Here is a 25,945-nt window from a genome sequence, read left to right on the forward strand (position 1 = left end):
ACAAATCTGCTTTGCATGCACACATCTGGTGACTGGAAGGTAAGTACTTTTATACCACACGGATGTAAAATGCCTGTGACCAAAACTATTCCGGTCTCAAATGAGACGCAATTACGTCTGACAATCTTCTGCCAATCGTTTTGTCAAACGAATTTTCACAGTCTCACAAACCCGGGGGTTACGCATTTAACGAACAGGTTGCGTGAATAACGATTTGCCAGGTATTTTCATCTCATAAAGAGTTCTGAATCAGTATTTATCTGTTAAATGTATGTCAGTGAAACCAGCCAAAACAATTAAGTGTGCTGATAAAGTTCGCCTTGCTACCAGCAGTAACGTTTACGTTAAGTAGCAGGGCGCGTTAAGAAGTCGGGAGGGTCATCGTTGGTTTTCACGCAAAAGCAGAAGACAACCGACAAATTTATCGTAGAAGATGATGAGATAATCAGAACTGTAAACGCCTTATAATGACCGGTGAAAAAACGATCAGAGGTTTCTGTTTTCTGGCGCATAAATTATGCAGTTCCTGCCTGCTCTCTTAGCCCTGTAAAGGGCTTCATCAGCAGCTTTGATGGCAGAAGTAGGAGGCTCAGCTGACCGTTTGGAGGCAACACCAATACTGAGTGTAACCTGTATACTGCCGTTACAAACATCCGTAAGAGAGGTTTTTATTTTTTTTATCGTATCTTCAGCAGACAACGTATCGAATACCACAATGACAAACTCTTCACCTCCGGAACGTGAAATAAAGACCTCCTCACTCGTGAAACCACCTAGAATTATGCCGGTTTTTCTCAAAACGTTATCTCCCATTTCATGACCATACGTGTCGTTTATTTTTTTAAAATGGTCAATATCCGCAATGCAGATAATCCCTTCCCTGCCTTCCATCTCTCTGAGCTTAGAATTAAGGTGTCGTCGGTTAGGAAGTCCTGTTAATTCATCAGTAAAGGACATACTTACAACAGACTCATAGCTATAGTTAACATATTTAATAAATTTGTTGAAAGAAAAAACGATCAGAAGGATGGCTGGCATATACAGAATGGCTGCAATCAATGAAGCCACATCTCTTTCCAGTAACGCTAACCCACCGGCCATAGATGCAAGTGATGAGTTAAGTAACAGGAATAGTCCGATTCTGAAAACGGCCAGATGTTTTTCCTCAGATTTAATATTAAATGATTTCCTGATAACCCATGTCATTATTGAGACGGTGCAGGTATTAATAAAAAAATAAAAGTTTAAACGCCCGGTATTCCCATAGACCAGATAAAGGGAAAAAAGCAGGCCGACCATAATGAAAACATAAACAATAATTGACCTGTAAAGTAAACCTTTAGGGGTTTCGGCTTCATGTATCAGTTTGCTTGAAATCTTAAAGTTCATTACATTATCCTGATGTGATTCAGGCATTAAGGGTAACATGTGATTATTTCTTTTGGTTATCATTTGTGCCTTTTCTGTATATAAAAATGGCACTGATAACATTCTTTTAGTAAATGAAAAAATCATGTTTATCGAGAGTTAATGGGTTGTTACAATCCATGCCGAGCAGTCATATAATTTCAGCAGGTAACCGCCAGGTTTTCGCCCGGGAACGGTTTTAAAACTGGTAGTGATCGGTCATGCCATTCACATAGTGGGCCCAGCGGCCATATTTTTAGTCTGAAAAAGTCAGATAACAGATTATTAGTTCTGACCAGGAATGATATTATCATATTAACACTAACGCATTAGGTCAAAGAAATAAAAAATATCTACACAGAATAATTCCACCATTTGAATATATTATTCCCGAGAGATTCATTTGCGCGTTAAATAAACTTTAAGTGCCGGACTGTTAATACCAAGCCCGCTTAGCTCTGTTTGCCCTGACTCGCCATGAATAGATATGTAAACGATGCAGTTTTCTTTCGCAAACGAAAATCTAATTCAAAAAACCTTATGCTTTAAACATTTTTTCACTAAAAATTGGCACTAATATAGCTGGGCCGATATAATGAAACTGTAAGGAAACTATAGCTACTTAGGAATTATCATATGCGGTTTTATTGTTGAGTGGCATAACCTGAAAAAACACCCTAACACAGGAGATATACGTGAATGAAATCAGCATACATTTTTTTGCAGTCGGCATCAGGAAGCTAGCAGCAGAGCATCAGGCTGGCAAAACCTGTGCTGTAGCGAAAAAGGAGGTTGACCAGCTCATTCAGTCCATGCGTGACATCATGGGGCCTGATAAAGCTTACCAGGCAAAAAAGTGGTCACAACTACTTGACGAACTTGAGCTGTATAACAACAGCAGAGCCGACCCCAGATGGGAAACTATAATTTCTCACGCCAGAAACAGAATTAAAACGCGCAAAAGGACAGCCACTTTCTCCCGGAAGCGGTTCCGAATAGAAAAATAGCGGTGCTGAAATGGCCTGGATGATTTCTTTGCAGTTGCTAAATCGTTTTTGTTATGGCTTATAAGAATACTATTTTAGCGGCATTTTATGAATGATATAAAGGTGGATGTGATGAACGCGAATGAACTCTACAATGAAATGTGCCGTGTGGTAGGTGATATGGTTTTTACGCTTCATGATTCAGGCATTGAGTCAAAACAAATGGTTATTGCGGACGCCCTGAGAACAGTCCTGGCTTACAAAAATGTTGACCGCACGGAGCTAATGGTCAGGGCAATTGAATGCTCGGTAAGAACGCTAGATAGATAGTAAGATAGCTGATTCTGGGGGCTTTTTGGCACATTTATCGCAGGCTGTTTATGCAGATGAGTAAGTTATACATTTGTTAACCGGGATGGTAACGACCCGCTGTAGATCCGTAAACTTTATTTCATCTGCGCTCTTAGCTTTTGCATTTAGTATATCAACGTATAATTAATACCGATGCATTCATGCATAGCCATATAAGTTAATCCTTCCGGAAAGATATTCACCTAAATAGACCTCACTGATTTTGTTAAAACCCTGCTCGGCGATTTTTTCTTCCAGCCATGCTCTGTCCTTATTGATAATTTCAAGCAAGTCGTCGTTTGCTAAACCGTCCACTATAATAGGATAACGGATGTTTTCATCTCCGCTCTGGATAATAGTCAGCTGCCCATTCTGTTCGAGAACTACACGTTTGAGTTGTTCAACTTCATAAACCCCGTTAGATCTTAACTTAAACATTAACTCATTAGCAGAAACTCCATTTCGTAAACATTCTCTGACATTTACCGTCCCGTTATGCACCAGAGTAATAGGCTTGCCATCAATTATTTTTTTTACTAACCTATTGTTCTCTTTTGAAAACTTGAGAACAAATACAAGTAATGTCCATATTATTAATACCAGTACAAACTGAAGGACTGATATCGTTTCATTATAAATTACACCACCGATAATGCCGCCTAACACGTAATTCTGAACCTGGTCCATGGCTGACGATGGAGCAAGATTGCCTTTTCCCATAAGATTTATCTGGACAATCAAGCACAAAATACCAAGTCCAAGTTTTATAATAATAGGCATATATAATATCATTGTCTTACTTATCTCTCTAAAATGTTGACGTCTGCAGTGGTTAACCAGACCTGTACTAAATAGTAACTACTTTGATCGGCGCTTAAACTTACGCGAAAATAATTATTGTGAACTTTAATAATTATACCATCTGACAGCTGCACTGAGTTTGAAAAAACAGAGTTTATGCTTACGTTCTTGTCTTTCGATAAAGTTTTTACAAAGTTCACCATTTGCGATGATTGCGAATGTTTGTTCTGGCTGTTTGTGTAATCGGAGTACTGCAATCCTGAAATGAACAGAAGAAACAGGAAAGTAATAATGGTTAAGTCCCGATACTTTGTCTGTAGCCGATGTCGCATATACAGACTAAAAACAACAATCAATACAGTCAATGCACTGAAAATCACAATATATTTAAAAAAATCGTTCAGGTTTGACTGCGCCTGCAGATATTCAATGCCATAAAACTTCATTCTGACTGCATTCCTTATTATTTAATATCCCGTTCATCATAACATGGTGTTTTTTTTTGAAAAATGGGCCGTGATAATAATTTAATGATATCGTCTTAGTTTCTTCATGGTTGTGGTAATTGCTGTGAGTACATTACAGCTTCTCAACATACATAATGACTTTACATGAAGGTGATTAGTTACCATACTCCATTTGATATGTTTTTTCGTATGTAAAAGATATGTTAAATGATGATGGTTTATTCTGAATAATGACCTGATTTCAGTTAGTCCTGTACGGTCCGGCGTATGGAAAACATGACGGCTAATTGTTTCCAGTAATTTTCCTTCCTTAACAGTATTTTCCGTTGACTTGCTCATGTCAAGTTCACCATTTTCGCATGTCAGACTGGTGAAAAATTCACCTTCCCGTGCAAACTATATATTGTGTTCTTTGGGTAGTGATCACCACCACAATTTTTTTCGTGCCGTTAACGGCATTTCAGGCAGAGATTAAAACGTTTCTAAGAAATATTCTGCGCTGAATGAAACTGACTAAAAGTCCTTGGATCTGATGAGGAATACTTCCTTTTACCCAGCAGCTTACTTGCATGGGCTGTCCGGAAAAAATTTTCCGTTCGTCTCGCCTCATTTAATCAAGGCTATGCGATCCTCCCTCACGGCGGCGGCTAAGTGACTTTGAGAACTTACCTGGTACGTCATCCGGACATTCTACTGTCCATCAAACTTTCCCGTTTTGCTAACCTGTATGACCACAAAGTTCAGTTTCGACCTTTATACATTTCTTACCAGGCATTCAGCCTGGAGTGCCTGGTACGCCCCCTGCCCCGCCCTTTCTGCGCGCTTTCCCTCTGCGTCAGTGGTTTACGCGGCGATCGGGGCCCGGGAGGCGCGCGGGCGCCCCGCTGTTTAATTCGCGCCGCCCAGGTTATTCTCCGTATACGGGAAAAAAGCCGGAAAACCGATCCAAAGAGGATCCGCAGAGGAAAGATTTAATCTTCTTGACTTGTCCCCACCGAACTAACCACCGTATCACCCCAGGACCCGGATGCTGGACTGGCTCAGTGAAAAGTATGACGTTCTCTTCGTGGTCAGCGCAGGAAATATGGCCCACGATTTGCGCCGCCGGCCATGACAGCATTCAGCATGCTATTCAGAGCTATGTTGCTGCGGTTAAAACCAAAACGTTTCCTGCTGCTGAGCATTGTTACGCTTAATGAGCACGATGGTGCTGAATAAAAATAACCGTTGAGGACGACGCTCAAATGACTTATTGAGCCAATTCTCATTTTTTGTTCAATCTGTTCTCATTGTTCTTGACAGTGTTTGATAAGGATCTTTGTGAGAGAAAGCCTGAACGAGGTTCAAGCAAAGTGACACTGTTACCCTCTATACAAATTCACTAGCTGCTCATCAAAATCGCTGTTGATAGTTAATGTTGAATGGACCGCGTTTTTAATGGTCATGTGAACATGTTCCTTCTGTGAGGACTAATGAGCCTTAACCGCTGTAGTGAGTAGCTGGATCTTAAATCTATGATGACTGCTGTAGCGAGTAGAGGTGGTGACCGCTGTAAAGAGTATCAGTAGAGTATAAAGACTCGACCCTAAATATTTGGCTGTACGTTAACGGTTAGAGCCTAACGGGAACACAAACGGTTAGTGATTACTAACATAAATTGTAGCAAGGGCTGTAAGGTTAGTGATCACCAGGGCGCTCAGTAAAACGTTAACCTTATGCCGTTATGTCTACTCGCTACAGCAGTCATGCTTAACCAGACATTTATCGGTGCTTTCTCTCTACAGAGGTTAGTGTGGATGGGAGATAAAAGACCGCTATAGAGAGATGAATTTAGTTCCAATTCACGATTATTAGATTAAATGACCGCTGTGGTGAGAGTGATGACAGACACAACTATGCCGCAGGTTATGACCACTATAGCGAGTAGGCTTCTCACTACAGCAGTCACAGTTATTTAGAATATAAAAAAGGCACCCGTAGTTGAGTGCCCTCTTCTGTCAGTTTTCGACGTCAGTTCTTCTTACTCTTCCTGATGGTTTCCAGCATAGCCAGCTCTTCTTCTGACAACATGACCATCTTACCGGCAGCTTCCTTCTTAGCTTTAGGAGTGGCTCTCTGCTTCACTGGCTTCTTAGCCGGAGCAATTTCAACGTCACTCTCTAGTTCATCGTCTTCAAGTTCCGGAAGACTGATTGGGATGTTTGCAGGCCTTAGCTTCGGTTGCCGATAGTGGATCGAGAAGTAGATCGTCGAACCTCGTTTGAACTCTGTGTAATCGAGATACCCAATCTCTTTCAACTGCTCCATCGCCCTTCTAACGGTGGCATATTGGGTATTGGGTCGTGAGGTCAAATTTAAGCGCGCCTGAAGGCGCTGCATGGACACCGGAGCAGGATCCGGAGGTAAACTCTCAATGAAGGTGTAAAGCGCCTGAGCGGACTCTTTACGCGCTAATTCGTTGATGGCGCGTAACTGAAGCAAGACTTTACGATCAAACTGATAGAGTTCGAAGATTTTAGGATCAGCCTGTAATGTCACGGTGTCATTTTTTACACTGTATTTAGCTGACTGAACCAGATGCGTGACGTAATACTCACCCTCTTTGTTAGCAAAATGGATGGTATTAGTCGCAATACGCGTCAGAGAGGCCTCCAGACGCGTTCTAAGCTTCGCAGACGAGCGCAATGAGGGAATGCCACAGAGTTTGGCGAAATCAACAAAGGGGAGCGTTACGCTGTCTCCCAGCACTTTGTATTTTGCAAAGGCATGAATTATCCCGACCCATGCTTTAAAGTCGTTATCCATATCAAGGCGTGCACCAGTGATCTTGATATTTTCATAACCTTCAGCCTTAACGATCGAGAGTTGTTTAAGCTCATCAGTTACGTCCATTGAGGACATCTGATTCTTACGACCATTAGCAGTGGATTTCAGTGTTGGGACAAATAGACCAAGCCTCATCAACGCTACTGGCTGAACAGTATTGTTACTGTTGGGCGTTAGGTGAATAACTTCACCCGTTCGTTTATCCGTTTCACTGAATGCTTCAGCTATCAGGTTGATTTCTTGTTCTTTTTTCGGCATTTGAAAATCCGTGATATGAACAAGCGATAATCGCCGTTACTCGTTACAGTGGATACTAGCACTCACTACAGCGGTTATTCTACTCACTATAGCGGTTTAATTACTCTCTACAGCGGTCTTACTACTCGCTACAGCAGTCAACGATCCTTTGTAAACCCACGTATATCAAGGCTTGAGCGTGATCTGGGATCTATTAGGAACATATAGGGTCTTATTAAGATCTGTTATTGGATCTAGTCAGTTGATAGCTTTAAAACCAATAAACTGCCCATTTTGCGTGCTGTTTTCGGTGCATAACTATTTAAAACTAAGTGTCCATAAAACGTAGTGGCTTGACCGAAACTATGAGCAGTAGGTGTTTGACCATAATTTCAACTAACTGGCTTATTAACAAGCAAACCATCTCCTTACTCACTATAGCAGTCATGATGTTCTCTCTATATTGGTCATCTGTTCTCTCTATAGCAGTCAAGATGCTCTTTATATTGGTCATTACACTCGCTACAGCAGTCATCGACAAGCGTTTAGCCCACTGATAGCAAGGCCTGTGGCGTTGTCGGGATCTGTTTAGGATCTCAATGGGATCATATTAGGATCAAGTTATTGGATCTGACCTGTGGATAATGGGGATAAATATAGGAACTCTATAAGCCTGTAAGCTATATCCAGTCATACGTCTCAAAGGGTAAGAAGGCTTCACAGATGACTGGTCATCGCATTAATACAGTGAGAACATACGAGGAAAATTGTGGCTTGTGCCTGTAATGATTGAGGATTTTCTACTGAACTTGTACTAAACACTACTTCAAACAGAACTCGCAAAACCTACTGATGCCTGTCTTCAGGATCATAAACGCTATGTTAACTATCAACAGCCGCACATAATGACTGCTATAGAGAGAAGATGACTATTGTAATGGATATTCACATTCGTCTTCGTTTCAATGAGTTGATGTGGATTTGCTTAGGTGTAAGTAGCTCATGCAACGCTAAAGACCGCTGTAGTGAGTAACTTACTCGCTATAGTAGTCATTTGGATTGAGATTACCCATGACATACACTTTCCGTTTTCAACGGAATCTACCTCATCAAGTCATTCACATTCCCTGTTAGCAGTAAAAAGTGGCGACATTCATAGTGTTGGGTGCCCTCTCATTCCTCCTCAATTTCATGTTTAATTTCATTATTAATTGATCGCTTTTATAGATAATAAGCTACACATCGAGAGCAGCGGCCATTAATGGGGGAATCCAATAAGCATCTAGTGAAATCTTCAAAATAGTTGAAGCAGGATTTGTTGAGAGAATGGCGTAGTGAGAGGGCTGTTGAAACAGAAACTGTGTAATGACTAAGACCTGTTAGAACAAGAGGAAGTAATGACTAACTCACTGATGCAAATGCATAAAAAAGTATAATACGATTCTTTATTAGTAGGTTGGAATGCTTTTAAATTATAGTATGGAACACTCATTTACACCTCCCGAAAATTCTTTTGCTCAGCAACACCACTTTTTGCTGGCTTTAAGCATCAGCTGTTTCGCCCAACAACAGTAATAGGCAACTTGAAACTATTTTCCAAAATCATTAAAGCAAACAAATTTCCCCCAAAAAGTTCCATATCTGAGTTAGTTAAATGATGCCATCAGAGAGCAGACAACTAAAATGTTTGATGGATAATCAGCGAGCTGAGGGCCTTTAGTTTGAATCAGACTCAGGCGCTAAACCTCGTGAACGCTATATAATCTTAAGGCCATTTCCCGAGGCTATGGTCTAATCATCACGATATAGTGCTAGCTGGCGCATAATGGCCATGCTCACCAGAACCGTGATTTAAAATTCTAACGAAACCTTAATGGCCTTACCTACCATCCTCATTGTTTAAAACTCAGGGATTTTACTAACCCCCTGATTCGAAGCCATTCCACATCATATGTTCTTGATGCGATGTAACCTTGCAACCTCAAATGGTTAAATGAACGCTATGCCTGGGAGCCGGTTAATTCAAGTTGACCGTAGCACTGTGCATAACCTGAAATATGGTTACGCCTTGAAATGACAAATTGATGCTTAGGGGAAATTTCAGGCACTAATTTGTGACGCGTTCTGGTGAATTCTGCTGAGGACTGCTGCAGCGAAGCCACTAAAATTCACGTAGCAACGTCAGTGCTATTAAACGATTGTTTTTAAGGGATTCTTACAGGGAAATACAACTCCAGCACAAGAAATGTGGCAAAATTGTGTTTGAATCAACATTTAGCTTTTTTCTCGATATCTTCACCCACCCCAACAAGGCTATCCACTCTTAGTCCTGAATCGAACGATTTTATTTCACCGCATCAAATAACTTTTGTCATTCGTATCGGCTTTGTTATGCATGACCTACAGCACTTTGATGGATACCTCCCTGAGTTAGTCATGCCGACATCAGCAGCGTGAGGGCATCTACATGAGTTGACCTTTTTCCCGCGAACAGATCATCACTATTTTCTACACAGCTTAAGCCGGGATTACTGCCCGTAAGCACGGCATTTCAGAACCACCTTCTTTATCTTACGTAGGAAGTTTGGCGGCATCGAAATCTCTCAAGTGAAGCAGGTTAAGTCACTTGAAGAAACGAACGCCCGGCTCATGAATCTGCTTTCCGAAGCCATACTGGCTATTGAGGCATTTCAGATGGCTCTGGTCCAAAAGCACTGACGACAGATAAATAGCGGGAAGCCGTAAAGTTTATATGTATGACCGGTCTGTCGCAGTGAGTTGCCTTCAGGCTCATAGGTTTTTCCATGTACAACTATCTCTATAAGGCTCAGTGTCCAATTCCTTGTGCCTGAGTTGAAAGGCGCAACAATGAACTGAATTTTCAATGCCGGCGCTTTGTTTTCGCTGTAACTGGTGGCTTTTGATGCATTAAGAGCTATGGGTCACTCACCTGCGAGTTAACGCAATTATTATTTTAGCGCCCTTAACAAGAAGAGTAGGTTGCACTGTAGTGGGCTGGTGACTGAATGGCTTCCACTTTATTGTACGGATGCACCTAACCTCGCCAGATTGATGAATATCATCATGGACGCACTCGTCAGCTGTCGCCGTATTAATTGCGTGCTCTGTGTAGATCATTACACGGAGGCGAGCCTGACTATCACCGTTGCTATACGGATTTCAGGTGTTCAGGTCACATATATTCTGGACAGCATCGTGCTGTTACGTGACTTTCTGGTAACGATAAGAACAGCTTAGGGGCCGATATTCACCTGCCTGGTTTTTAAAAATGATATGTAACTAAGGCTCATCAAGCAGGTTTAGCAGAAACAGAAAGTTTCTAATGTGAGTTCAAATGGAAGATTTTGAGATGAAGGCCTAATGAGCAAAGTTATCAGCGAGAATGCTTACGGTAGGAATACGATTCATGAGTGACGGCAGGATTATAACGAGAACCGTCCGTATGCAGCGCTGAATTACCAGATTCAAACTGAATGTGCAGCGGCATGCACAATGGGAATCATGAAAGGCCAATCGACATAGCTAAATGAATACGGAATCAAAGTTTGGGAGTTAGTCGTTAAGCGCCGATTTTAAGGTACACGTAAGGTCACTCCCTCCTCTTTCCCGCTATAATTTTCATATAGATCTGGTCTTGTTTATTAGATTGTTTTTGGATGAAAAAAGTGGGAATTTCAATGTGAAATATTTTTGTTTTTTGTAGGTATGACAATAGGTTAGGATGTTTTTGGGAGAGGGAATTTTATTGATTAAGTTTGAAAGAGGCACAGCTTCAGTCTTAAAGCTTTGCCTCTTTGGATGCATGTTAGCTATCACCTTCAGATTGCATGCGTGCTATTACAGCTTTAACTGCAGCATCTAGCTCTGCTTGATAGGTCGCCGGAAGGCGTGAAAACTCATATGTGACCAATCTTTTTTCGCTGTCGGTTTTCTTGCGGGCGAACTGTTTCTTGTCCTTAAAGTCAGCTATTTTTTCAGTGACGACTTGCTTGGGACCACGCTTGTTTTTAACCCCAGCATTTTCTGCACGGAAATATGCGATGATTTTCGCTTTTACACTCGGATCTTCAGGAGCATAAGAGACATCATTATCTATGCGTTCTTGCACAGCTGCAGTGAGTTGTTGGATGGTTATATGCTGGGCCTCAGCTTTGTCAGCAATATCCAGTAATGTCTGATAATCGTTGATGGACAATTCACTAACTGAAGGAAAGACGGCGATCATTTCGTCTGGTACAGCTGCAGCTTGATATGCTCTAGTGACTTTGGCTGCTGACAACCCTTCAGCTTCAGCAATGTCAGACTTATTCATATCATCCGGGTACATCAACTGAAGACGCTTTCCAAGCTCACGAAGTGTATGCTCCTTGGCTGTCTGGATGTCGATGGCAAGTTGACGCGCATCTGCAAGGCTAATTTCGTCGCGTGTAACCAACACTTCAAACGATGTGCCATTAAAGATGCAGGCTGCACGTCGGCGTGAACCATCCAGAACCTCAATTCGCCCATCCATTTCGCGGCCAATTGCCGGGAAGAACTGCTGTAACTTGATCGTTCGCGCGATATCACTAACTGATTCCGGGGTCAGAAACGCTTGGTCACGACCGTTTATCGCTGCATCGACATAGGTGTTTGACTCTATATCATCATGAAGCACCCTTGTAAGGGTAAAGCTTGCTTCTGCACCTGATTTTAAAGTGAAAACGCGCTCGCCATCGATTTCATTCAGCGTTTTAGAGAAGCCTGTTTTACCGAATTGTCGGCCAAGTTTTACCATTTCTTTTTTCACTTAATACCTCTTACAAACTCAATTCGCTTAAATACTGCTTGCGTAAAACGCTCAGCTTCGCGTTTTGCATTCTTAAGGGCTTCAGCACTACCCGGATAAGAGTGAGGATCTGCGCTGACAATGGTGTCGAAACTTTCTCCGCATCGTTCAAAGCCATCAAGTCGCGGTAGTGAGGCATCGAGGATGTAGGAAGTAAACACATCACGAGCCAGACCATGCGTCATTTCATGATCCCGCTTAGACGTCATTTTTGACATAAAACCGATATTACCTTTGATGCGGGGAGTGATGCCCTCTTCCTCCAGCTGCTCAAGCATCTCGGGCAGGCGCGTCAGATACTTCAGCGTGGAGTGAAAATCTACCTGTGCCGGCGGCGTAGGAGTCAACAGTAAATCGCTGGCGGCAATGGCGTTAAGCATGAAGGCATCCAGATGCGGACCCGTATCAATAAAGATGAAGTCATAGTCCTGGCCAACACGATCAATAATATTCCGGCGCAACACATCAGAGGGAAGAACCCCCGGTAAATGCTGATTAACGAGGTCATTCCATTGGCTGGCAATAAAGCCATCATCAATCGACGCTGGGATGATATCCACGCCGGGAATGATGGTCGGCTTGATGATGTCTTCTTTGATTTGCTCAGCATCCAGGTCGTTCAACATAGCCTGAGCTGCTGTCTCGACGATTGAGCCAATACTGTTAGTGTGATTGAGGAACATGGTGCTGGATGCCTGAGGATCGAGGTCAATCACCAGCGTACGCAGGTCATATTGTAATAGGTCTGGGTGAACACGCAGGCCATGAGCAAGGGTGACCGTGGTGACTGTTTTTGATACGCCACCTTTAAGGTTTACCACGAACACCACAAACGGACCTTCACCTGCATGAATATCGCGATACTTTGGCACTTTGCGATGAGCGTAAATATCAACCACATCCTGGATGGTTAATGCATAGTGCTTGGCATTACCGGCTTCCTTTTTGCCAAACACATGCCCTTTAGATTCCATTTCTTCTACTGCTTGCTCAACAGCGCGTCGGCTAAGCTTAGGTAGATTAGCTACCGAATTTCGCGTGAATGTCTGGTAATACTGATCGAGGCCGTATTCATTACGTCTATCAGTGATGTCATCACTCATGCTGCGAAGCATGGCATTTGCCCTACGTGCTGTTACGTCTACCCCACCGTAATTACTTTTCATTACTCCGCTCCGTTGGTAACTTTTGCAGCCAGTGTACAGCTTATGATGCTGCGTGCAACTTTTAACGATATTCTTTAAAAAGTTGTACTGAACATGAGATATTGATCCCGCTCATCTTTACTCAATCAGTAGCCTTCTTTCTTCTATAAGCTAACGTCATTAAGTCAATGGGGATGCGATTTGCTGCACCCTCCCCTCTTCTTTTAACTCAAAATGCGTGATGAAAAATCGAAAAATTACCCGTGCTAATTTCAGCGTTAAACTTATGAAAAATAAGATTTTTCATTTTTTATTTCAGATTGAAATTCCCTTGAGCTCTTGTGTTTACCCCGCCCGTTGAGGCGAAGATGTACCTTGTTATCTTTTCAAACCGTTGGATATGATTTCTTAAATGTCTATCAGCTGAATGATGCACATTCAGAGTTATCGCTGTACTCACTTGTAAAATCGCATGGCGATAAATAGAACGTGGTTTTCATATTTTTATCCTGCTCTACGGGCTATAACCAATCTTGGCAATAGTGAATTTATAGATACAATGCTCTATCAAATGGAATGTTCAGGATGGATTCATGGCAATTATAAAGTCTTCGGTTCTACTTTCTCTTCTATCACTCTTCGCTTTCGATGCGAGCAGCGCTGAGTGTTCACCTCAACAAGTTCAAAATAACAAGATGAATAATTTCATTCTGTTTGATGAGCAGCCTTCAGCTGACACTCCTAAAGCAATAGAAATAACCATCGAAAGCCGTAATGGCTTCATCCACAGTTCAGTTTCAGCTATTTTCAGCCGTTGCGGAGAATTGATAAAAGCGAAGTTTCTCTAAGGAAAAGAACTACCAAACGGGAAGTCGAGTTTTAACTGCGACCTACTCTGCAGAAATCAACAAAAAAGAGTATGGATGGAAAACAAATTTGAAGTTTGATAATGCCATGACTGATTAAGACTCAAAAAAGAACCGAACTCTTTAGCCAGCAAGTTGAAGGTGTGATCTTATTAGGGAAAAATGGAGTAATAAGTAAGTCAGGCTAAAGATTTGAGGCAATGACAGGAAATCTAAATCAAATTGGAGTAGCGAATACATCTTACCGTTTCGATGCGACTGGACAGTTACTTATCACGGATAGAAGAAGTAATCTTCGTTCAGATAATGCTAAAACAGTCTATGAATATGATGCCAGAGGGAGACTTCTTCAGAAACGCTCAGCATCAGTATTGGACTTCTATTCCTATGATCAAACAGGCAGAGAGCTCAGTTTAACTTCTACAGCGACCTATTTTACCATAGAGAAGACAGTGACCACGTGCCAGGAATGGAATGAATTTGGTAAATGCATATTGGCACACCAGCGTATAACGATAACAACTCCCAATGCTAAGTCTGGTGTTAATTCCATTCAGAAACATGATGCTATCCTCAAAACATCTATCAGCTATTGGGAATGAGCGTAGACGTAGAACAGAACTATCTCAGATGGGATTCTGTGAGCGATGGCGCTACGATGGGAGTTAAAAGTACTAACTGGTGTCGAAACCAATCAAAAGCATTAGGTAGTTCAGGGAGCTGTATACAAAAATGCCCCTCCGGCATTCAGCGTTCTTACAATTTTAATCAGATTGAATAGGTTTGGAAGATCAGTATCATTCCAGGCCAATAATTCGTGATGAATTGATTCTTATATGGGAAGCACTGCAGGTATGTCGTTAACCCATTTTAACGACATTTCGATTTCCCTTAATCCTTGGTAACAAGGAAGAGGCTGGGTGTAATGTTTAACGCTCAGTGAATATGATTATCATCATAACCTTGATGCATTGAACATCCCTCCACGTCATAGGGTTCTTCAGGAGTGTGAATGATTTTTAAAATTATCTGCTAGTGCGGAGGTCCCCCAAAACTGACGAACAGATATTTACGCTTAACGGGCATCTCATCCTAAAGCGTGCTGTCAGGCTCTAATACACTCTGGCTACAGGGATCTCGTTCCAGTTGGTAGTCCAGGCGTTACTCAACAATTCACGTTTCATTTTCCACTCTGTATTAATCCCCTGCCCAGCAAACCACACATTGCCAAGTCCGGACTGGTTGATACCATCTAGAACCTTCATGAGCTTTTCGCTGTTGGGCCAAGGTTGATTTTCATCGAACAGATTTAACTGGCTCACTCCATTTGGCGTAAAATCATCGAGCATGACTCCAGCCTTCATATACCTTTTTCTTTCAAGCCAGATTTGATCAAGGGACTTCATCACAACATTAATGATCTCTCTGGTATCTTGCGTAGGAAGCGAAAGCTTCATACCAGCAGTGTTGCCATAGTAGATCTCATTGTGCGCATGAGGTGACGTTTGAATGAACATGCTGACATGGCGACAGTATTGACGTTCACCACGTAATTTTTCTGCTGCACGTGTTGCGTACTGGCAAAGTGCTTGCTGCATGGCAAACTTCGTTGTGATGCGCTCACCGAAGCTGCGACTACAAACGATTTGCTGCTTGGCTGGAGGAAGCTCTTCCAAGGGTATGCAGGATTCGCCGTTAAGCTCTCGCACAGTACGCTCCAGAACAACGCTGAAGTTGTCACGGATGAATTTAGGATGAGCGCGTGAGAGATGGAGCGCGGTTTCAATTCCCAGCAGGTTAAGTCTTTTAGCAATTCGCCGGCCAACCCCCCAAATCTCCTCGACAGGCTGATTTTCCAAAAGAGTAGTGGTGCGCTGCGGATTGCTAAGCGTTAGCGCCAGTACCCCGCGGAATTGTTTCCACTCTTTGCTTGCCCATTGAGCCGATTTAGCCAGTGTTTTTGTGGGTCCCATACCCACGCCAACGGTTAGTCCCGTAGTATCAAGTACGTGGGTACGCAGACGTCGGCCGAAATCTTCAAAGTTTTCGCACCCGTCTATGCCGGTTAGATCCAGAAACATTTCATCAATGCTGTATTGCTCAACCCTTGGTGTGATCTCTTCAAGAGCGGTCATTACACGCTGAGACATCGAGTGGTAAAGAGCGTAATTGCTGCTGAACACATGAATTTTCTCAGGATAATCCTGCGCTTTTATCTGGAACCAAGGGGCTCCCATTTTTACATATTTTTTAGCGGCAGCACTGCGCGCAATAACACACCCATCATTATTACTTAATACCACCACGGGTTTACCGCGTAGGTCTGGGCGGAATAGGGCCTCGCAGCTAGCGTAGAAAGAGTTTACGTCTGCCAGTCCAAACATGGCCATGATTACCTCCTGCGCGCACGAGTGCTGTTGAAAAACCAGGTCACGACGCCGAGAAGTTGTAATTCATCGGGATAAATAACGGAGTAGGCTGGGTTCATAGGCAACAGAGCGAGGCGAGGGTGTAATTGCAAGCGTTTAACAGTAAATTCGCCGCCGACTTCAGCAATGACAATATCTCCATGGTTCGCTTCTTCAGCGCGATCAACAACCATGACGTCTCCATCAAACAGCCCCAACTCTTCCATACTGCGGCCACTAGCGCGAACAAAAAAGGTTGAGGCCCGCCGACGTATGCAAAGTTCGTTGAGGTCCAGTTCTGACTCGACATAATCTTGAGCGGGGGAGGGGAATCCCGCGGAGCAGGCATCTCCATAGAAGGGAATTTTTAACGGCGGGCAATACAGTGGCGCCCATAGAAGCGTCAAACCATTATGGTACATGGCCGGTTTCATAACCCGACTCTCCAGACTAAATCCCTTGATTGATGTGCTAATCGTTGTGTGTAGTTCATAAAAAGTCCCTCCTAATTTATACTGTTTATGTATACAGTATTATGGAGTGGGAATTATCTGGCAAGAGGGGGGATGTGACAGAGGGAGGATGTGACTTGCAAATTGCTGAACGTAGAGAATTTTTTTCTTAAAAATCTCATCTAAAAATGGAATGCAAGCTAGTGTCTGTGGCTTACCTTTAGGAATCCGTTCTCAATGTAGATAAACCAACTTGGGAAGCAAATATGCTGATCGCGCAGATTTCAGATATTCATGCCACGTCTGGCAATGACTCTCTTCATCGGCTTGACCGTGTATTGGTATGGTTAGCCCAACTGGGACCGTACGTGTTGGTCATTACTGGTGATTTGATCGATGATCAGTGGCTTGAGGGTTATGAGCGGATAGCTTCGCGTCTACGTCAGCAAACCTACCCTGCATTGCTTCTTCCAGGTAATTCTGACCATCGTGGCCAAATGCAATCAGTCTGGGGCACTCAACAATGGGCGCCTGACTCGCCTGACGGTACACTCAACTTCAATTTTGACTTAGCCGGTCTACATCTACTGGGTGTCGATTCGACGATTGAAAATGAAGATTATGGCTCTGTGCATGGTCAACTTGAGTGGCTGGAAAAGCAGCTTATTAACGGCAGACATTCCCCATCTCTGCTGTTAATGCATCACCACGTTTTTGCCTCGGATATACCGGGTCTGGATAAGACAATGTGCAGAGGCGTGGACAAGCTAACTGATGTCATCTTACGAGCACCTGGAAAGGTAATGGCTGTTTCAACAGGGCACGTTCACCGACCCATTTCGAGTATGCTGGCAGGTAACCCGGCATATGTTTGTGGTTCTATTTGTCCGGCGAATCCAGTCTGGTTTGGAGCAGAGAGCATTCCCTCAGCTGATGATCCCCCGGCATTGATGATTCATCGTTATGCCGGCAATGTCCTAACCAGTCATCATGTGTCCGTATAAATGCGTGGGAACAGAAGAGGGGAGGGGGATGATACTTATTTGACAGTTATCGCTTTCATCTTTAATCGGTGTGGTTAGTGCGGATTTTGATCAGTTGCAGTACTTTATGTTTACAGCATTTAGCTAATGGAGGGACTTATGCCTCACTACTGCTTTTATAAGAAGGATAAGCATATCCTGGTGGTGAACAGAGCAGATGAAAGCAGAGCAACGTTGCTGATCAGTCAGGGGTATGACAAACAGTTTGAAGAAGTAACCGCATCCGATGCTGAAACTGCACTGCTACGTTTTAGGGATATTTGCCAGGAAGAAAAGACTACGGAGTCTGCATTCGCAACGGGTGGAGCGTTTGTAGCACTAACGGTTGGATTGAAGGCCGCGGTAAATTCGTTGTTCCTGAAATAAAGGCCCTAAACCATAGCTTATTGCTAATGCCTCAATAAGCATTATTAAATTGAACCTGCTTCTGGTGTGCCCTGGTGAAAAGCGAGCTGCCAGCCGTTCTCCTCGCAGAGTATCCAATAAGATGTGCGTAGAGACGCTCGACTACCATCGGATTGGGAAGTTCTGTAATGCAATATTACGCAGGCATCACCCAGGCAGATCAGCTGAAAATCAGCGCTCAGAATATCCGGGGCATCTCTCTCGTGCTCGAGTGATGCTATGGTCTCGATGCGGTTAACCATCAAGCCTGAACGGGTGATTTCGTGAAATTGTGGATGCAATATTTGCTCAAGCCAGTTGCGATCGCTCCGCTTTTCGCCATGAAGGCTGCACTCCAGAATTTTTAGCTTTTCAAGCAGCACGGGTTATATCCTCGACCTTATGAGCATTAGATATTGCCCGCGTTTCGGTGTCATTCGTTAGCCGACTCAAGGTGATGTATTACATCTACCTCAGAATCTAGCTCAATATCAGGATAGTGTTCACGCATCCCTGCCAGCAGTACCTTATCAGGCCACGCATCTCGCTTATCCAGATAACCGGCAACAGCAGACAACGGCATCTTTTTGACTTTGGTCACCATCACTCGTGCTGTGTCAGATGCATCTGATGCATTCACATAGATCATCGCACCCGGAACTATCTCCTGTTCACGCCAACGGATGGTATGCGTTTTTATGCCTGTCCGAACTTCGGAAAGCAGCCGCGGGACAATTTTAAGGCTTTGAACCATGTTATCTCCTGCAAAGCAGTAGCGTACTTGCTCAACTCTGCTTTGCGATAAGGTGATTTTCATAGGGAGTGCCTATAGACGCAATAGTTAGCACGATCACAATACCAGCATTTATTGTTAATTATGAAATGATAACTATAGGTATTATTATTCCATCGAAAGCGAACGAGCTTTCAACCATACACACTAAGGAATATGACCATGAAAACTATCAAAGCAATGTCTATCGCCGCCGTAGCCGCTCTTTCTCTGATGTCTGCAGCAAGCTTTGCGCAGAGTGTTTCAGTCACCTCCGGTACGCTGGATGGTGCAGAAGCAAAAATTGCAGCGAAGGCTCAGGAACAGGGTGCTCAGTACAAAATTACTGAGGCAAACACCAACAATATCGTGCACATGACCGCAGAATTTTACAAATAACGGATGGTCGCAAAGGGAAGTGCCGGAAGAGGTCGCCATAATGGCGGCCTTTTTCGCGTTAAAATCTGCGAATGTGTCATCGTTATCCCAAATTTAAAGGTTCTGGATTAGTACTGGGAAGATAAATCTAGAGTTATGCCTCTGTCTTATGCTTATCATGAAAACCAAAAAAATATAAAAGTGGTAATATGTCAATTATCAGCAATGGGTTTATGTTGGCTCTGACGGCTTTTTTGACATGGACGATAATGTATAACATTCATTATTCATTCAAAAGTGGTGGCGAGCCTATTTATCTTGTTCAGAGTAACGTTAGGCCATGTGCTTTGGCCTGCGCTCCTATTTCTTTAGTTTATCAATTAGTTTTTTATAATGAATGAAGCTACCTAGTGCTGGATATGTAATTAAACACAATGTGTATTGTATTAACATGAAAATAGACATAGAGCCTGTTACTAAGGCTAAAGGGATTTGATTTTTCATTTCAACTAAAGAAAATGTCGCTTGAGAAAAGATAATGGCAAGCGCGATGTATATTACGATGCGATAGATCCCTTTGAATCTTTTCTTAAGGAATTTTTCTTTATTAAGAGTTGTTGCGGTGTTGCTTACAAATGGGCTCAATGAAATTAACTCTTTATCTAAACAGTCAATTACTGTTCGTATAGATGCTTCCTTTTTGGTATCAAGTTCAGGATTTTTCTTCATAAGCTCTAACATTAGCGAAGCAAGCTCGTTATCTTTTATTTTTGTGAGCTCAAACAAAACCTGTGATTTTAATTTTTGGCTTGCCACAATTTTGGCATCTGAGAGTTCATTTTTACTATTGTCAAGTGACGATATTTCTTTATAAACCGATATTCTTTCGTTGGTGAATTTTTTTAATCTTCCATGAATGCCAAAGAAAAAATTAAGAGCAGCAAGGAAAATTGTTACTGTCAGCGTTAAAACCGTGGCATTGCTAATGTTATCCAATGGGGTACTCCTTTAATTCACTTAAAATAGATGTAGGCTAAAAGTATATGTTATTTTAGTTTGACAATAAAATTTATAAGTTGATATATTTTCGATGCTATACGTTGCCTAAGGGCAACCACCAATGGTCCTGTAGCTTGAGAGGATCGCCTTCGGGTAGCTACGAAAACACTCCTGTAGCCTGAAAGGGAGAACACATCAGTGTGGTACATCTGCTCGCTCCTGGAAGCAGATATCGTCAAAACATGCGCACCTACGACGCGACGATGGGAGTACATTAATCACACCAAAGCCAGGCTTTTACATACGCCTACGCCCTCAGACAATGCATCCTCAATGATGCTTTTCTTCACTTACGTTATGAGATTTGTCAGGGATACGCCCTGAGCTGCATACGACTTTTGCTATGACGCATAAGCCCATTTGGAACATTTGGGCGCTTGCGGAAGACGCATTAGAAGCATGAAGCTGCGCGGCGTCACTTTGGTTCGAGTGAAACGAGAACAAAGTGACGCGCGCAGCGCATAACGATCAAACCCACGTACAGTGCGGTTTTCGGCATGCCGGTACATTCTGACGTGCACGTATTACGTGTTTTCAGATGCTCAACTGGCTATTTATCAACCATGACGCGACGTTAACGAACAACCCGTTAAGGGCGTTTTATTAGAAGGAGAATGATCGACTCGGTATCGATGGCGACATCAGGAAACTGGTGTACGGAGGCAGACTGACTAACGTCAGCACGGCGCAAGCCGCAAACAGGTCTGAGACCTGGGGAGCCTCGCAAGAACTCAACATTTCGCCGCCCCGATGCACAGATACCAGTCGAGACGCAGGAAGCGCAAAAGCAACCGTGTCATCGGGGAAGAGATGTACAGATTCTGAGTCATATAGCTGTGGGTTGATGGGCTTACAGCTGTAGGTTCTGAAGGAGATAAAAATTGTCTGGTAAATTAAGTAAGCAGCTCGTCACGCTCGCACGTCAGGGTGGAGGAAGTTTTAAAACGGTTTCTGATCGTTCAAAGATTGCCAGTCGCTTTTCGGAGCGACTGGCAACCCTTAATATTCAGATTCGGGACGTTAGCCATATTAAAACCAGGCATCTCGAAAATTACATTCGTAGTCGTCAGGATGAAAATATCTCGTCACGCACCCTGCAAAATGAAATGGCCGCTTTACGTTCAATCCTTTCACAAGGCGGACGTAACGTTCTGGCTAATCCTGCACATGAGAAATTGAGTAATAAGGCACTGAATATTTCAGGAGCCAGTCGGGAAGGCACTAAAGTTGCCATTTCTGACGAACGTCTCAGAGAAATTGTTTTAACGGTTTCAGAAAAAGACAGTGGGGTTGCGTTAGGTGTTCAGCTCGCCAGATATATTGGGCTGCGTGCAGAGGAAACGGTTCAGTCGGCAAAGTCACTTAAGACCTGGCGAAAAAATTTAGAAGCCGGAAATAATAATGTTCGCGTTGTGTTTGGCTCTAAAGGAGGGCGTCCACGTGATGCCACCGTTTTTGATAAAGAGAAGGTTGTTAACCTGTTAAATGAAGCTATTCGCTATATAGAACAAAATAACGGTAAATTAATCGATAAACCAACGCTTCATCAGGCGCTTGATCGTTATCATAACGTGTTACGTGAAAGTGGAATGACCGGAATCCATGCGCCTCACAGTCTCAGGTATGCTTATTCAAAGGATGCTGTAAATCATCATTTAGAAAATGGTATGAGTCGCAAAGAGGCTGAGGCTTTAGTTTCAATGGATCTTGGACACGGTGATGGACGTGGTGCTTACGTTGCCCGGGTTTATAACCGGATAGATGAGTCAGATGAATAAAAGGTTCTTGTCATTTGCTTTAAACAAACGCTATTATTAAAACGCTTCTTACGTTGTCTTCGGACAACCACCAATGGTCTTTAGCTTGAGATGACCGCCTTCGGGTAGCTGCAAACAACACTCCTGAAGCCTGAAAGGGAGAACACATCAGTGTGGTACATCTGCCCGCCTTTGGAAGCAGATATCGTCAATCACGGCTCCTACTGCCTGGCGATGAAGGTACATTCAACCATCTGGCTCCGGCCTTCGTCCTTCGGGGAAACATTCCCGACAGGGCAAATGTTTCTCTGTTTTCTGAAGAAACTATGTCCATAACCCGCTCGTTTCTGAATGAGTTGCGTACACCATTCGATCTGGTCCTTTCCGTTGCAACCCGCGTTGCATCTGAATGTCCTGACCTTAAGGCTGCACTCAGGGGAACATCGTGGCTTGCTTCACCTACCGGTCATTATGAATTTCGTTCCCGCGTCTGGTTTGACGATCAACGTTATCACGCCATTGTTATGGCAAGAACGTTGATTGCAGGCCAGCCAGGCGATGAATTCATTTTTCAGCCGGCACGGGGAGCATTTTACCCACAAAGCTGCAGCTAAAGCCGCACAGCATGCCGCGTCTGATGCTGCGACTTTCAGAGTGTTCACCGCTCAGAAATAACAGCGCAGTCGTCTGAAGCATACATTCGCTATGCGAATGCCCCCTCGGGAAACATCTTCCCGACAGGGCAGGTGTTTCCCGCTAAACAGGAGAAACACCATGCATACCCTTTTATTACCAACCTCCTTTTCCATAAAAGGCATCTTTTCAGCTGCCTCTGCTGCAGCGTTATCCCTGTGGGATCGCGCCGCTGCCGGTAAAAGAAAAGAAGAGTGGATAACGAACCGGGCTGGCTCACTCAGCTTTAAGGTTCAGGTTCATCAGTTATCGTCAGGAAAATGGACGGCCGGCATACTTACCCGTTCCGGCACGTTTTACGGTAATCACCGGTTTGGTTCTCTGAAAAAGCCGGATGAGGTATTCCGCTCTTACCGTCAGGCTCGCCGTTTTGCACTAAAGCTGGCGAATCAGATTGCAAACCTGCGTTATGCATATCAGTAAGGGAAAATGGAATATGACTATTTCAACAAACCTTCTGGCAATTGGCCGATTAGAATCTTTCTAATCTGACTTAACCCTGTGGGGATTTATTCCCCATCAGGGGATAAATCCCTTTTTTTGAGGATTTATCATGACACCAATCTCCGTACCGCCCCAACACGTTACCTATACCGTGAAGCAGAGCGGATGGATATCCTCGAGCCAGTGGCAAAGTTTTACCCTGGCAGTCACTGAAGCATTCTGGCTGTTACCGGTACATCTCCGTCCGTGCTCGCCAACTGACGGTACACGTCTGGAACGCGCGTCCATGATGTTTACTCACCCCGGGGCTTTTGAATTCGGTGGAAAAGACGAAGGGAATTACATATCCAAAAGCGTGATGTTTACCCTGGATATGAGCCCTGATTTGCGTATTGAAACTGAAGGTCAGCCTATCGACTTCTTCACGCGGATTGCGCTGCTGATGCTGTATCACCATTGCTCAGGATGCTTTGAGATAACGTCATCAGCTGGCGGTGTCAGCTGGGCGCTTCCTGTTCGCTGGGCAATACGGCACCAACTGATTGCTGACAGTAATGCTCCCCAGCCTTTCAGCACGCACGGTTTCATTACCGGTGCAGCTGATGAACTGCTTATCAGAAGCGTTTCCGGGGCTGAACGTCCGTTTACGACGGCTGACTGGGGACTGGTTTCAGAACTTGAGTTCGCACTCGAAGAACTGAAAACCGGCAACCGCTGATATTTAACTTTATGCACCTGGAGGAGATACCCGCCTCCAGGCGGTATCTCTTTTTTGAGGAGATATACCGATGCGATTTTCTACACCAAATGACGTACTCAGCTTCATGCTTCAGCTTGAAAGCGAACTCGTCGGGATCCGTGCGCTTGAGAATATCGAGTGTGATTACTATGCAGATCCAGAGTGTATGAGCCTTATACACAACGCTCTTGAGTACGCAGGTAAGCAACTCGGTGAATTTGAAGAGGCCAGTATCCAGGGAGAAACAGCAACCTGCTCAGCGCTCGCGCTGGAGGTGCAGGAAAATCTTCACCTGATAGCGGCGGATGTCTACGAATACCACTGGAACCGCTCAATTGAAGAGGGCCGCTGGGAATATCGTTATAACAAAGCTGTGGCTGCATGCGATGACACAGATTTTTTAATGACCATTTAGGGTAAAAACCTTAACCCTCCTTCCGGGATTTACTCTCCGGACAGACCAACTTAACCCAACGGGGATCTACCTCCCTGTGGGCGGTAGATCCCCTTTTGAATGGAGATTTACCATGACACATACACCAACCGAGCCTCTGGTCCTTCCGGGCGTTTACCAGTTTGTGCAGGCAGCGTCCATAAATGATGAACAGTGGCTCAGATTTACTGACGCAGTTAAAGAAGCCTTCTGGCTTCTTCCCGCTCAGCTCCGGCCTTATAAGCAGTTGGGCTTTGACATGAACCGCGCGTCAGAACTTTTTGACGAAGAGGTTTCGGTCACGTTCAACCATAAGGACGGCGAAGGCTACTGCCTGAATCCGTTCTATCTCAGGCAGACGCTTTCGGATAATTTTCGGCCATACCGTAAAGTGGAGAGCCAGCGATGCAAACAGGATTTCTTCGTGCGTATCGTTCTGGTTCTTCTGCATAACCTATGCCCCGACAGCTATCACATAACCAGTTCCTGTCCGCAAAGCTGGCATTTCGCGCAGCGATGGCTGGCATGGAATATGGATATGTTTACCAAAGCACCTGAAAAAATACCGGCATCGTTTGTTATACCCGGCGCAATTGAACATCTGCTGCTGGTAAAAACCTCCGGTCGCGGCAAGCAGGTCACCACTGAAGAGTGGGAAGCAATATCAGGCATTGAGTTCTGGCTTGCTCAGCAGCACAACAGCTGACCTGTATACCCATCCTTCCGGGATTTGCTCTCCGGAAGGAGACAGATCCCGCTATTACAGCAGGTGATCCTATGTTTACTTTTAACAGTGACGCGCTCGCGCAGCTGTTTCATGAAACTTACCATCAGGCTATGTCAGTCAGGCTTGTTATCTGTTCGCAGGAAGGTTTGTTCCTGGAGTTCAGGAACGGATTACCCGGTCAGCTTTTCTACCGCAAAGAGCGCATTTATGCGCTTGAATACAGCGGTGGGAGTACCGACCCGGGCGTGCAGGTAGAACTGAATTTTGGTCAGATCTCTGAGACGTTCGATCTCACTGTAGATGACCCGGCCTTTTTCAGTCCCATAACGCCGGCAGACAGGGTGGTTGTTCTGTCTGTCCGTTCACCCTACCAGCTGAAGCGCAAAACCATTAGCTGGCTCAGTCAGCGTAAACTCGCGCTGTTCCGTGAACGGATCGACCTCATTAGGACTTCGGATTTTCGCGACTGCAGCTGCGACGAAGAGCGGGCCCGGTGGTTCGGTTCGGCAGCTTCAATGCTTGAAGAAGCAATGTTTACTGACAGTAAGCGGCATGACCGCCACGCTTTCTATCATTCCAGGCGGCAACTTCGGTTGCGCCTGAACAGCTTAACCGCCGACGGAAAGATTATTTCTCCGGTGCGTTAACCACTTTCCCTGACGGGCGTATTTCTCGCCCGTCAGGGGAGGGATGCGCCCTTTTTTCATTTAAGGAGCATCCC

25 protein-coding genes and 1 pseudogene are annotated in these 25,945 nt (G+C 44.0%); 15 read left to right on the forward strand and 11 right to left on the reverse strand.

Annotated features, from left to right (window positions below; translation table 11 throughout):
- Positions 1–486 precede the first annotated feature (486 nt).
- Positions 487–1,389: a GGDEF domain-containing protein gene (locus WFL93_RS22330; RefSeq protein ID WP_312463955.1), complete on the reverse strand. Its 903-nt coding sequence runs from the start codon at positions 1,387–1,389 to the stop codon at positions 487–489.
- Positions 1,390–2,102: 713 nt separating this feature from the next.
- Here WFL93_RS22330 and WFL93_RS22335 point away from each other — a divergent pair.
- Entirely contained in the window at positions 2,103–2,414 is a 312-nt protein-coding gene (locus WFL93_RS22335; RefSeq protein WP_049852731.1) for a hypothetical protein, read from the forward strand.
- A gap of 111 nt (positions 2,415–2,525) precedes the next feature.
- Positions 2,526–2,723 (forward strand): DUF2767 family protein, encoded by a 198-nt coding sequence (locus WFL93_RS22340; protein WP_049852732.1) that lies wholly within the window; start codon positions 2,526–2,528, stop codon positions 2,721–2,723.
- 180 nt (positions 2,724–2,903) lie between these two features.
- Here the strand turns inward: WFL93_RS22340 and WFL93_RS22345 are convergent, their stop codons facing one another.
- The 3 genes from WFL93_RS22345 to WFL93_RS22355 form a co-directional block, all read right to left on the reverse strand.
- A complete protein-coding gene (locus WFL93_RS22345; protein ID WP_049852733.1) occupies positions 2,904–3,536 on the reverse strand; it encodes a DUF421 domain-containing protein in 633 nt (210 codons plus the stop codon).
- 8 nt (positions 3,537–3,544) lie between these two features.
- On the reverse strand, positions 3,545–3,991 hold the full coding sequence (locus WFL93_RS22350; protein WP_312463954.1) for a DUF3290 domain-containing protein: 447 nt from the start codon (positions 3,989–3,991) through the stop codon (positions 3,545–3,547).
- Between the two features lie 2,031 nt (positions 3,992–6,022).
- Positions 6,023–7,096: a RepB family plasmid replication initiator protein gene (locus WFL93_RS22355; RefSeq protein ID WP_049852735.1), complete on the reverse strand. Its 1,074-nt coding sequence runs from the start codon at positions 7,094–7,096 to the stop codon at positions 6,023–6,025.
- A 2,506-nt stretch (positions 7,097–9,602) separates the two neighbouring features.
- Here WFL93_RS22355 and WFL93_RS22360 point away from each other — a divergent pair.
- Positions 9,603–10,618: pseudogene (locus WFL93_RS22360) on the forward strand (transposase).
- Positions 10,619–10,901: 283 nt separating this feature from the next.
- Here WFL93_RS22360 and WFL93_RS22365 read toward each other — a convergent pair.
- Together WFL93_RS22365 and WFL93_RS22370 are read right to left on the reverse strand one after the other, a co-directional pair.
- On the reverse strand, positions 10,902–11,885 hold the full coding sequence (locus tag WFL93_RS22365) for a ParB/RepB/Spo0J family partition protein (RefSeq protein ID WP_049852737.1): 984 nt from the start codon (positions 11,883–11,885) through the stop codon (positions 10,902–10,904).
- Positions 11,882–13,090 carry an AAA family ATPase gene (locus tag WFL93_RS22370; protein ID WP_049852738.1) on the reverse strand — a complete coding sequence of 403 codons (1,209 nt, stop codon included), beginning with the start codon at positions 13,088–13,090 and terminating at the stop codon, positions 11,882–11,884. The genes WFL93_RS22365 and WFL93_RS22370 overlap by 4 nt, the downstream gene beginning before the upstream one ends.
- A 572-nt stretch (positions 13,091–13,662) precedes the next feature.
- Between WFL93_RS22370 and WFL93_RS22375 the strand changes: the two genes are divergently transcribed.
- Both WFL93_RS22375 and WFL93_RS22380 read left to right on the forward strand, forming a co-directional pair.
- Positions 13,663–13,917, forward strand: a complete 255-nt coding sequence (locus WFL93_RS22375; protein WP_049852739.1) for a hypothetical protein — start codon at positions 13,663–13,665, stop codon at positions 13,915–13,917.
- 218 nt (positions 13,918–14,135) lie between these two features.
- Positions 14,136–14,537, forward strand: coding sequence for a hypothetical protein (locus WFL93_RS22380; RefSeq protein WP_152929146.1), 402 nt, complete (start codon positions 14,136–14,138; stop codon positions 14,535–14,537).
- 510 nt (positions 14,538–15,047) lie between these two features.
- Here the strand turns inward: WFL93_RS22380 and umuC are convergent.
- The gene (gene umuC, locus WFL93_RS22385; protein ID WP_049852810.1) at positions 15,048–16,319 is read right to left on the reverse strand and encodes a translesion error-prone DNA polymerase V subunit UmuC; all 1,272 of its coding nucleotides are present in this window, start codon (positions 16,317–16,319) and stop codon (positions 15,048–15,050) included.
- Positions 16,320–16,327: 8 nt separating this feature from the next.
- A complete protein-coding gene (gene umuD / locus WFL93_RS22390) occupies positions 16,328–16,777 on the reverse strand; it encodes a translesion error-prone DNA polymerase V autoproteolytic subunit (protein WP_082204293.1) in 450 nt (149 codons plus the stop codon).
- Positions 16,778–17,061: 284 nt separating this feature from the next.
- Between umuD and WFL93_RS22395 the strand changes: the two genes are divergently transcribed.
- Together WFL93_RS22395 and WFL93_RS22400 are read left to right on the forward strand one after the other, a co-directional pair.
- Positions 17,062–17,799, forward strand: coding sequence for a metallophosphoesterase (locus WFL93_RS22395; protein WP_336779063.1), 738 nt, complete (start codon positions 17,062–17,064; stop codon positions 17,797–17,799).
- A gap of 138 nt (positions 17,800–17,937) precedes the next feature.
- A complete protein-coding gene (locus WFL93_RS22400) occupies positions 17,938–18,204 on the forward strand; it encodes a hypothetical protein (RefSeq protein ID WP_049852741.1) in 267 nt (88 codons plus the stop codon).
- A 44-nt stretch (positions 18,205–18,248) separates the two neighbouring features.
- Here the strand turns inward: WFL93_RS22400 and WFL93_RS22405 are convergent, their stop codons facing one another.
- Complete coding sequence (locus WFL93_RS22405) at positions 18,249–18,605, reverse strand: nuclear transport factor 2 family protein (RefSeq protein WP_336779064.1); 357 nt, start codon at positions 18,603–18,605, stop codon at positions 18,249–18,251.
- 50 nt (positions 18,606–18,655) lie between these two features.
- The gene (locus WFL93_RS22410) at positions 18,656–19,039 is read right to left on the reverse strand and encodes an ASCH domain-containing protein (RefSeq protein ID WP_235440751.1); all 384 of its coding nucleotides are present in this window, start codon (positions 19,037–19,039) and stop codon (positions 18,656–18,658) included.
- A 138-nt stretch (positions 19,040–19,177) separates the two neighbouring features.
- Between WFL93_RS22410 and WFL93_RS22415 the strand changes: the two genes are divergently transcribed.
- On the forward strand, positions 19,178–19,393 hold the full coding sequence (locus WFL93_RS22415; RefSeq protein WP_049852744.1) for a DUF1471 domain-containing protein: 216 nt from the start codon (positions 19,178–19,180) through the stop codon (positions 19,391–19,393).
- Between the two features lie 339 nt (positions 19,394–19,732).
- Here the strand turns inward: WFL93_RS22415 and WFL93_RS22420 are convergent, their stop codons facing one another.
- Positions 19,733–20,368, reverse strand: a complete 636-nt coding sequence (locus tag WFL93_RS22420) for a hypothetical protein (protein ID WP_336779065.1) — start codon at positions 20,366–20,368, stop codon at positions 19,733–19,735.
- A 944-nt stretch (positions 20,369–21,312) separates the two neighbouring features.
- Between WFL93_RS22420 and WFL93_RS22425 the strand changes: the two genes are divergently transcribed.
- The 7 genes from WFL93_RS22425 (at position 21,313) to WFL93_RS22455 (ending at position 25,871) form a co-directional block, all read left to right on the forward strand.
- A complete protein-coding gene (locus WFL93_RS22425; protein WP_049852746.1) occupies positions 21,313–22,209 on the forward strand; it encodes an integrase domain-containing protein in 897 nt (298 codons plus the stop codon).
- A 305-nt stretch (positions 22,210–22,514) separates the two neighbouring features.
- Positions 22,515–22,802, forward strand: a complete 288-nt coding sequence (locus WFL93_RS22430; RefSeq protein WP_235440752.1) for a hypothetical protein — start codon at positions 22,515–22,517, stop codon at positions 22,800–22,802.
- Positions 22,803–22,962: 160 nt separating this feature from the next.
- Positions 22,963–23,304 (forward strand): hypothetical protein, encoded by a 342-nt coding sequence (locus WFL93_RS22435; RefSeq protein WP_049852747.1) that lies wholly within the window; start codon positions 22,963–22,965, stop codon positions 23,302–23,304.
- 130 nt (positions 23,305–23,434) lie between these two features.
- Positions 23,435–24,043 carry a hypothetical protein gene (locus WFL93_RS22440; protein WP_049852748.1) on the forward strand — a complete coding sequence of 203 codons (609 nt, stop codon included), beginning with the start codon at positions 23,435–23,437 and terminating at the stop codon, positions 24,041–24,043.
- 70 nt (positions 24,044–24,113) lie between these two features.
- Positions 24,114–24,479, forward strand: a complete 366-nt coding sequence (locus WFL93_RS22445) for a hypothetical protein (RefSeq protein ID WP_049852749.1) — start codon at positions 24,114–24,116, stop codon at positions 24,477–24,479.
- A 112-nt stretch (positions 24,480–24,591) separates the two neighbouring features.
- Positions 24,592–25,203 (forward strand): hypothetical protein, encoded by a 612-nt coding sequence (locus WFL93_RS22450; RefSeq protein WP_336779066.1) that lies wholly within the window; start codon positions 24,592–24,594, stop codon positions 25,201–25,203.
- 71 nt (positions 25,204–25,274) lie between these two features.
- A complete protein-coding gene (locus WFL93_RS22455) occupies positions 25,275–25,871 on the forward strand; it encodes a hypothetical protein (RefSeq protein ID WP_336779067.1) in 597 nt (198 codons plus the stop codon).
- The last annotated feature ends 74 nt before the right edge of the window (positions 25,872–25,945 follow it).

The organism is Pantoea sp. USHLN256 (assembly GCF_037149875.1).
GTDB lineage: Bacteria > Pseudomonadota > Gammaproteobacteria > Enterobacterales > Enterobacteriaceae > Pantoea > Pantoea nemavictus.

Bases quoted from the DNA above. Each gene is read 5' to 3' on its own strand.
- umuD (WP_082204293.1), bottom strand. From the start codon at position 16,777: ATGAAACCGGCCATGTACCATAATGGTTTGACGCTTCTATGGGCGCCA.
- WFL93_RS22340 (WP_049852732.1), top strand. From the start codon at position 2,526: ATGAACGCGAATGAACTCTACAATGAAATGTGCCGTGTGGTAGGTGAT.
- WFL93_RS22410 (WP_235440751.1), bottom strand. From the start codon at position 19,039: ATGAAAATCACCTTATCGCAAAGCAGAGTTGAGCAAGTACGCTACTGC.
- WFL93_RS22370 (WP_049852738.1), bottom strand. From the start codon at position 13,090: ATGAAAAGTAATTACGGTGGGGTAGACGTAACAGCACGTAGGGCAAAT.
- WFL93_RS22430 (WP_235440752.1), top strand. From the start codon at position 22,515: ATGTCCATAACCCGCTCGTTTCTGAATGAGTTGCGTACACCATTCGAT.
- WFL93_RS22380 (WP_152929146.1), top strand. From the start codon at position 14,136: ATGACAGGAAATCTAAATCAAATTGGAGTAGCGAATACATCTTACCGT.
- WFL93_RS22415 (WP_049852744.1), top strand. From the start codon at position 19,178: ATGAAAACTATCAAAGCAATGTCTATCGCCGCCGTAGCCGCTCTTTCT.
- WFL93_RS22350 (WP_312463954.1), bottom strand. From the start codon at position 3,991: ATGAAGTTTTATGGCATTGAATATCTGCAGGCGCAGTCAAACCTGAAC.
- WFL93_RS22450 (WP_336779066.1), top strand. From the start codon at position 24,592: ATGACACATACACCAACCGAGCCTCTGGTCCTTCCGGGCGTTTACCAG.
- umuC (WP_049852810.1), bottom strand. From the start codon at position 16,319: ATGTTTGGACTGGCAGACGTAAACTCTTTCTACGCTAGCTGCGAGGCC.
- WFL93_RS22435 (WP_049852747.1), top strand. From the start codon at position 22,963: ATGCATACCCTTTTATTACCAACCTCCTTTTCCATAAAAGGCATCTTT.
- WFL93_RS22330 (WP_312463955.1), bottom strand. From the start codon at position 1,389: ATGAACTTTAAGATTTCAAGCAAACTGATACATGAAGCCGAAACCCCT.
- WFL93_RS22395 (WP_336779063.1), top strand. From the start codon at position 17,062: ATGCTGATCGCGCAGATTTCAGATATTCATGCCACGTCTGGCAATGAC.
- WFL93_RS22355 (WP_049852735.1), bottom strand. From the start codon at position 7,096: ATGCCGAAAAAAGAACAAGAAATCAACCTGATAGCTGAAGCATTCAGT.
- WFL93_RS22440 (WP_049852748.1), top strand. From the start codon at position 23,435: ATGACACCAATCTCCGTACCGCCCCAACACGTTACCTATACCGTGAAG.
- WFL93_RS22345 (WP_049852733.1), bottom strand. From the start codon at position 3,536: ATGATATTATATATGCCTATTATTATAAAACTTGGACTTGGTATTTTG.
- WFL93_RS22445 (WP_049852749.1), top strand. From the start codon at position 24,114: ATGCGATTTTCTACACCAAATGACGTACTCAGCTTCATGCTTCAGCTT.
- WFL93_RS22400 (WP_049852741.1), top strand. From the start codon at position 17,938: ATGCCTCACTACTGCTTTTATAAGAAGGATAAGCATATCCTGGTGGTG.
- WFL93_RS22375 (WP_049852739.1), top strand. From the start codon at position 13,663: ATGGCAATTATAAAGTCTTCGGTTCTACTTTCTCTTCTATCACTCTTC.
- WFL93_RS22455 (WP_336779067.1), top strand. From the start codon at position 25,275: ATGTTTACTTTTAACAGTGACGCGCTCGCGCAGCTGTTTCATGAAACT.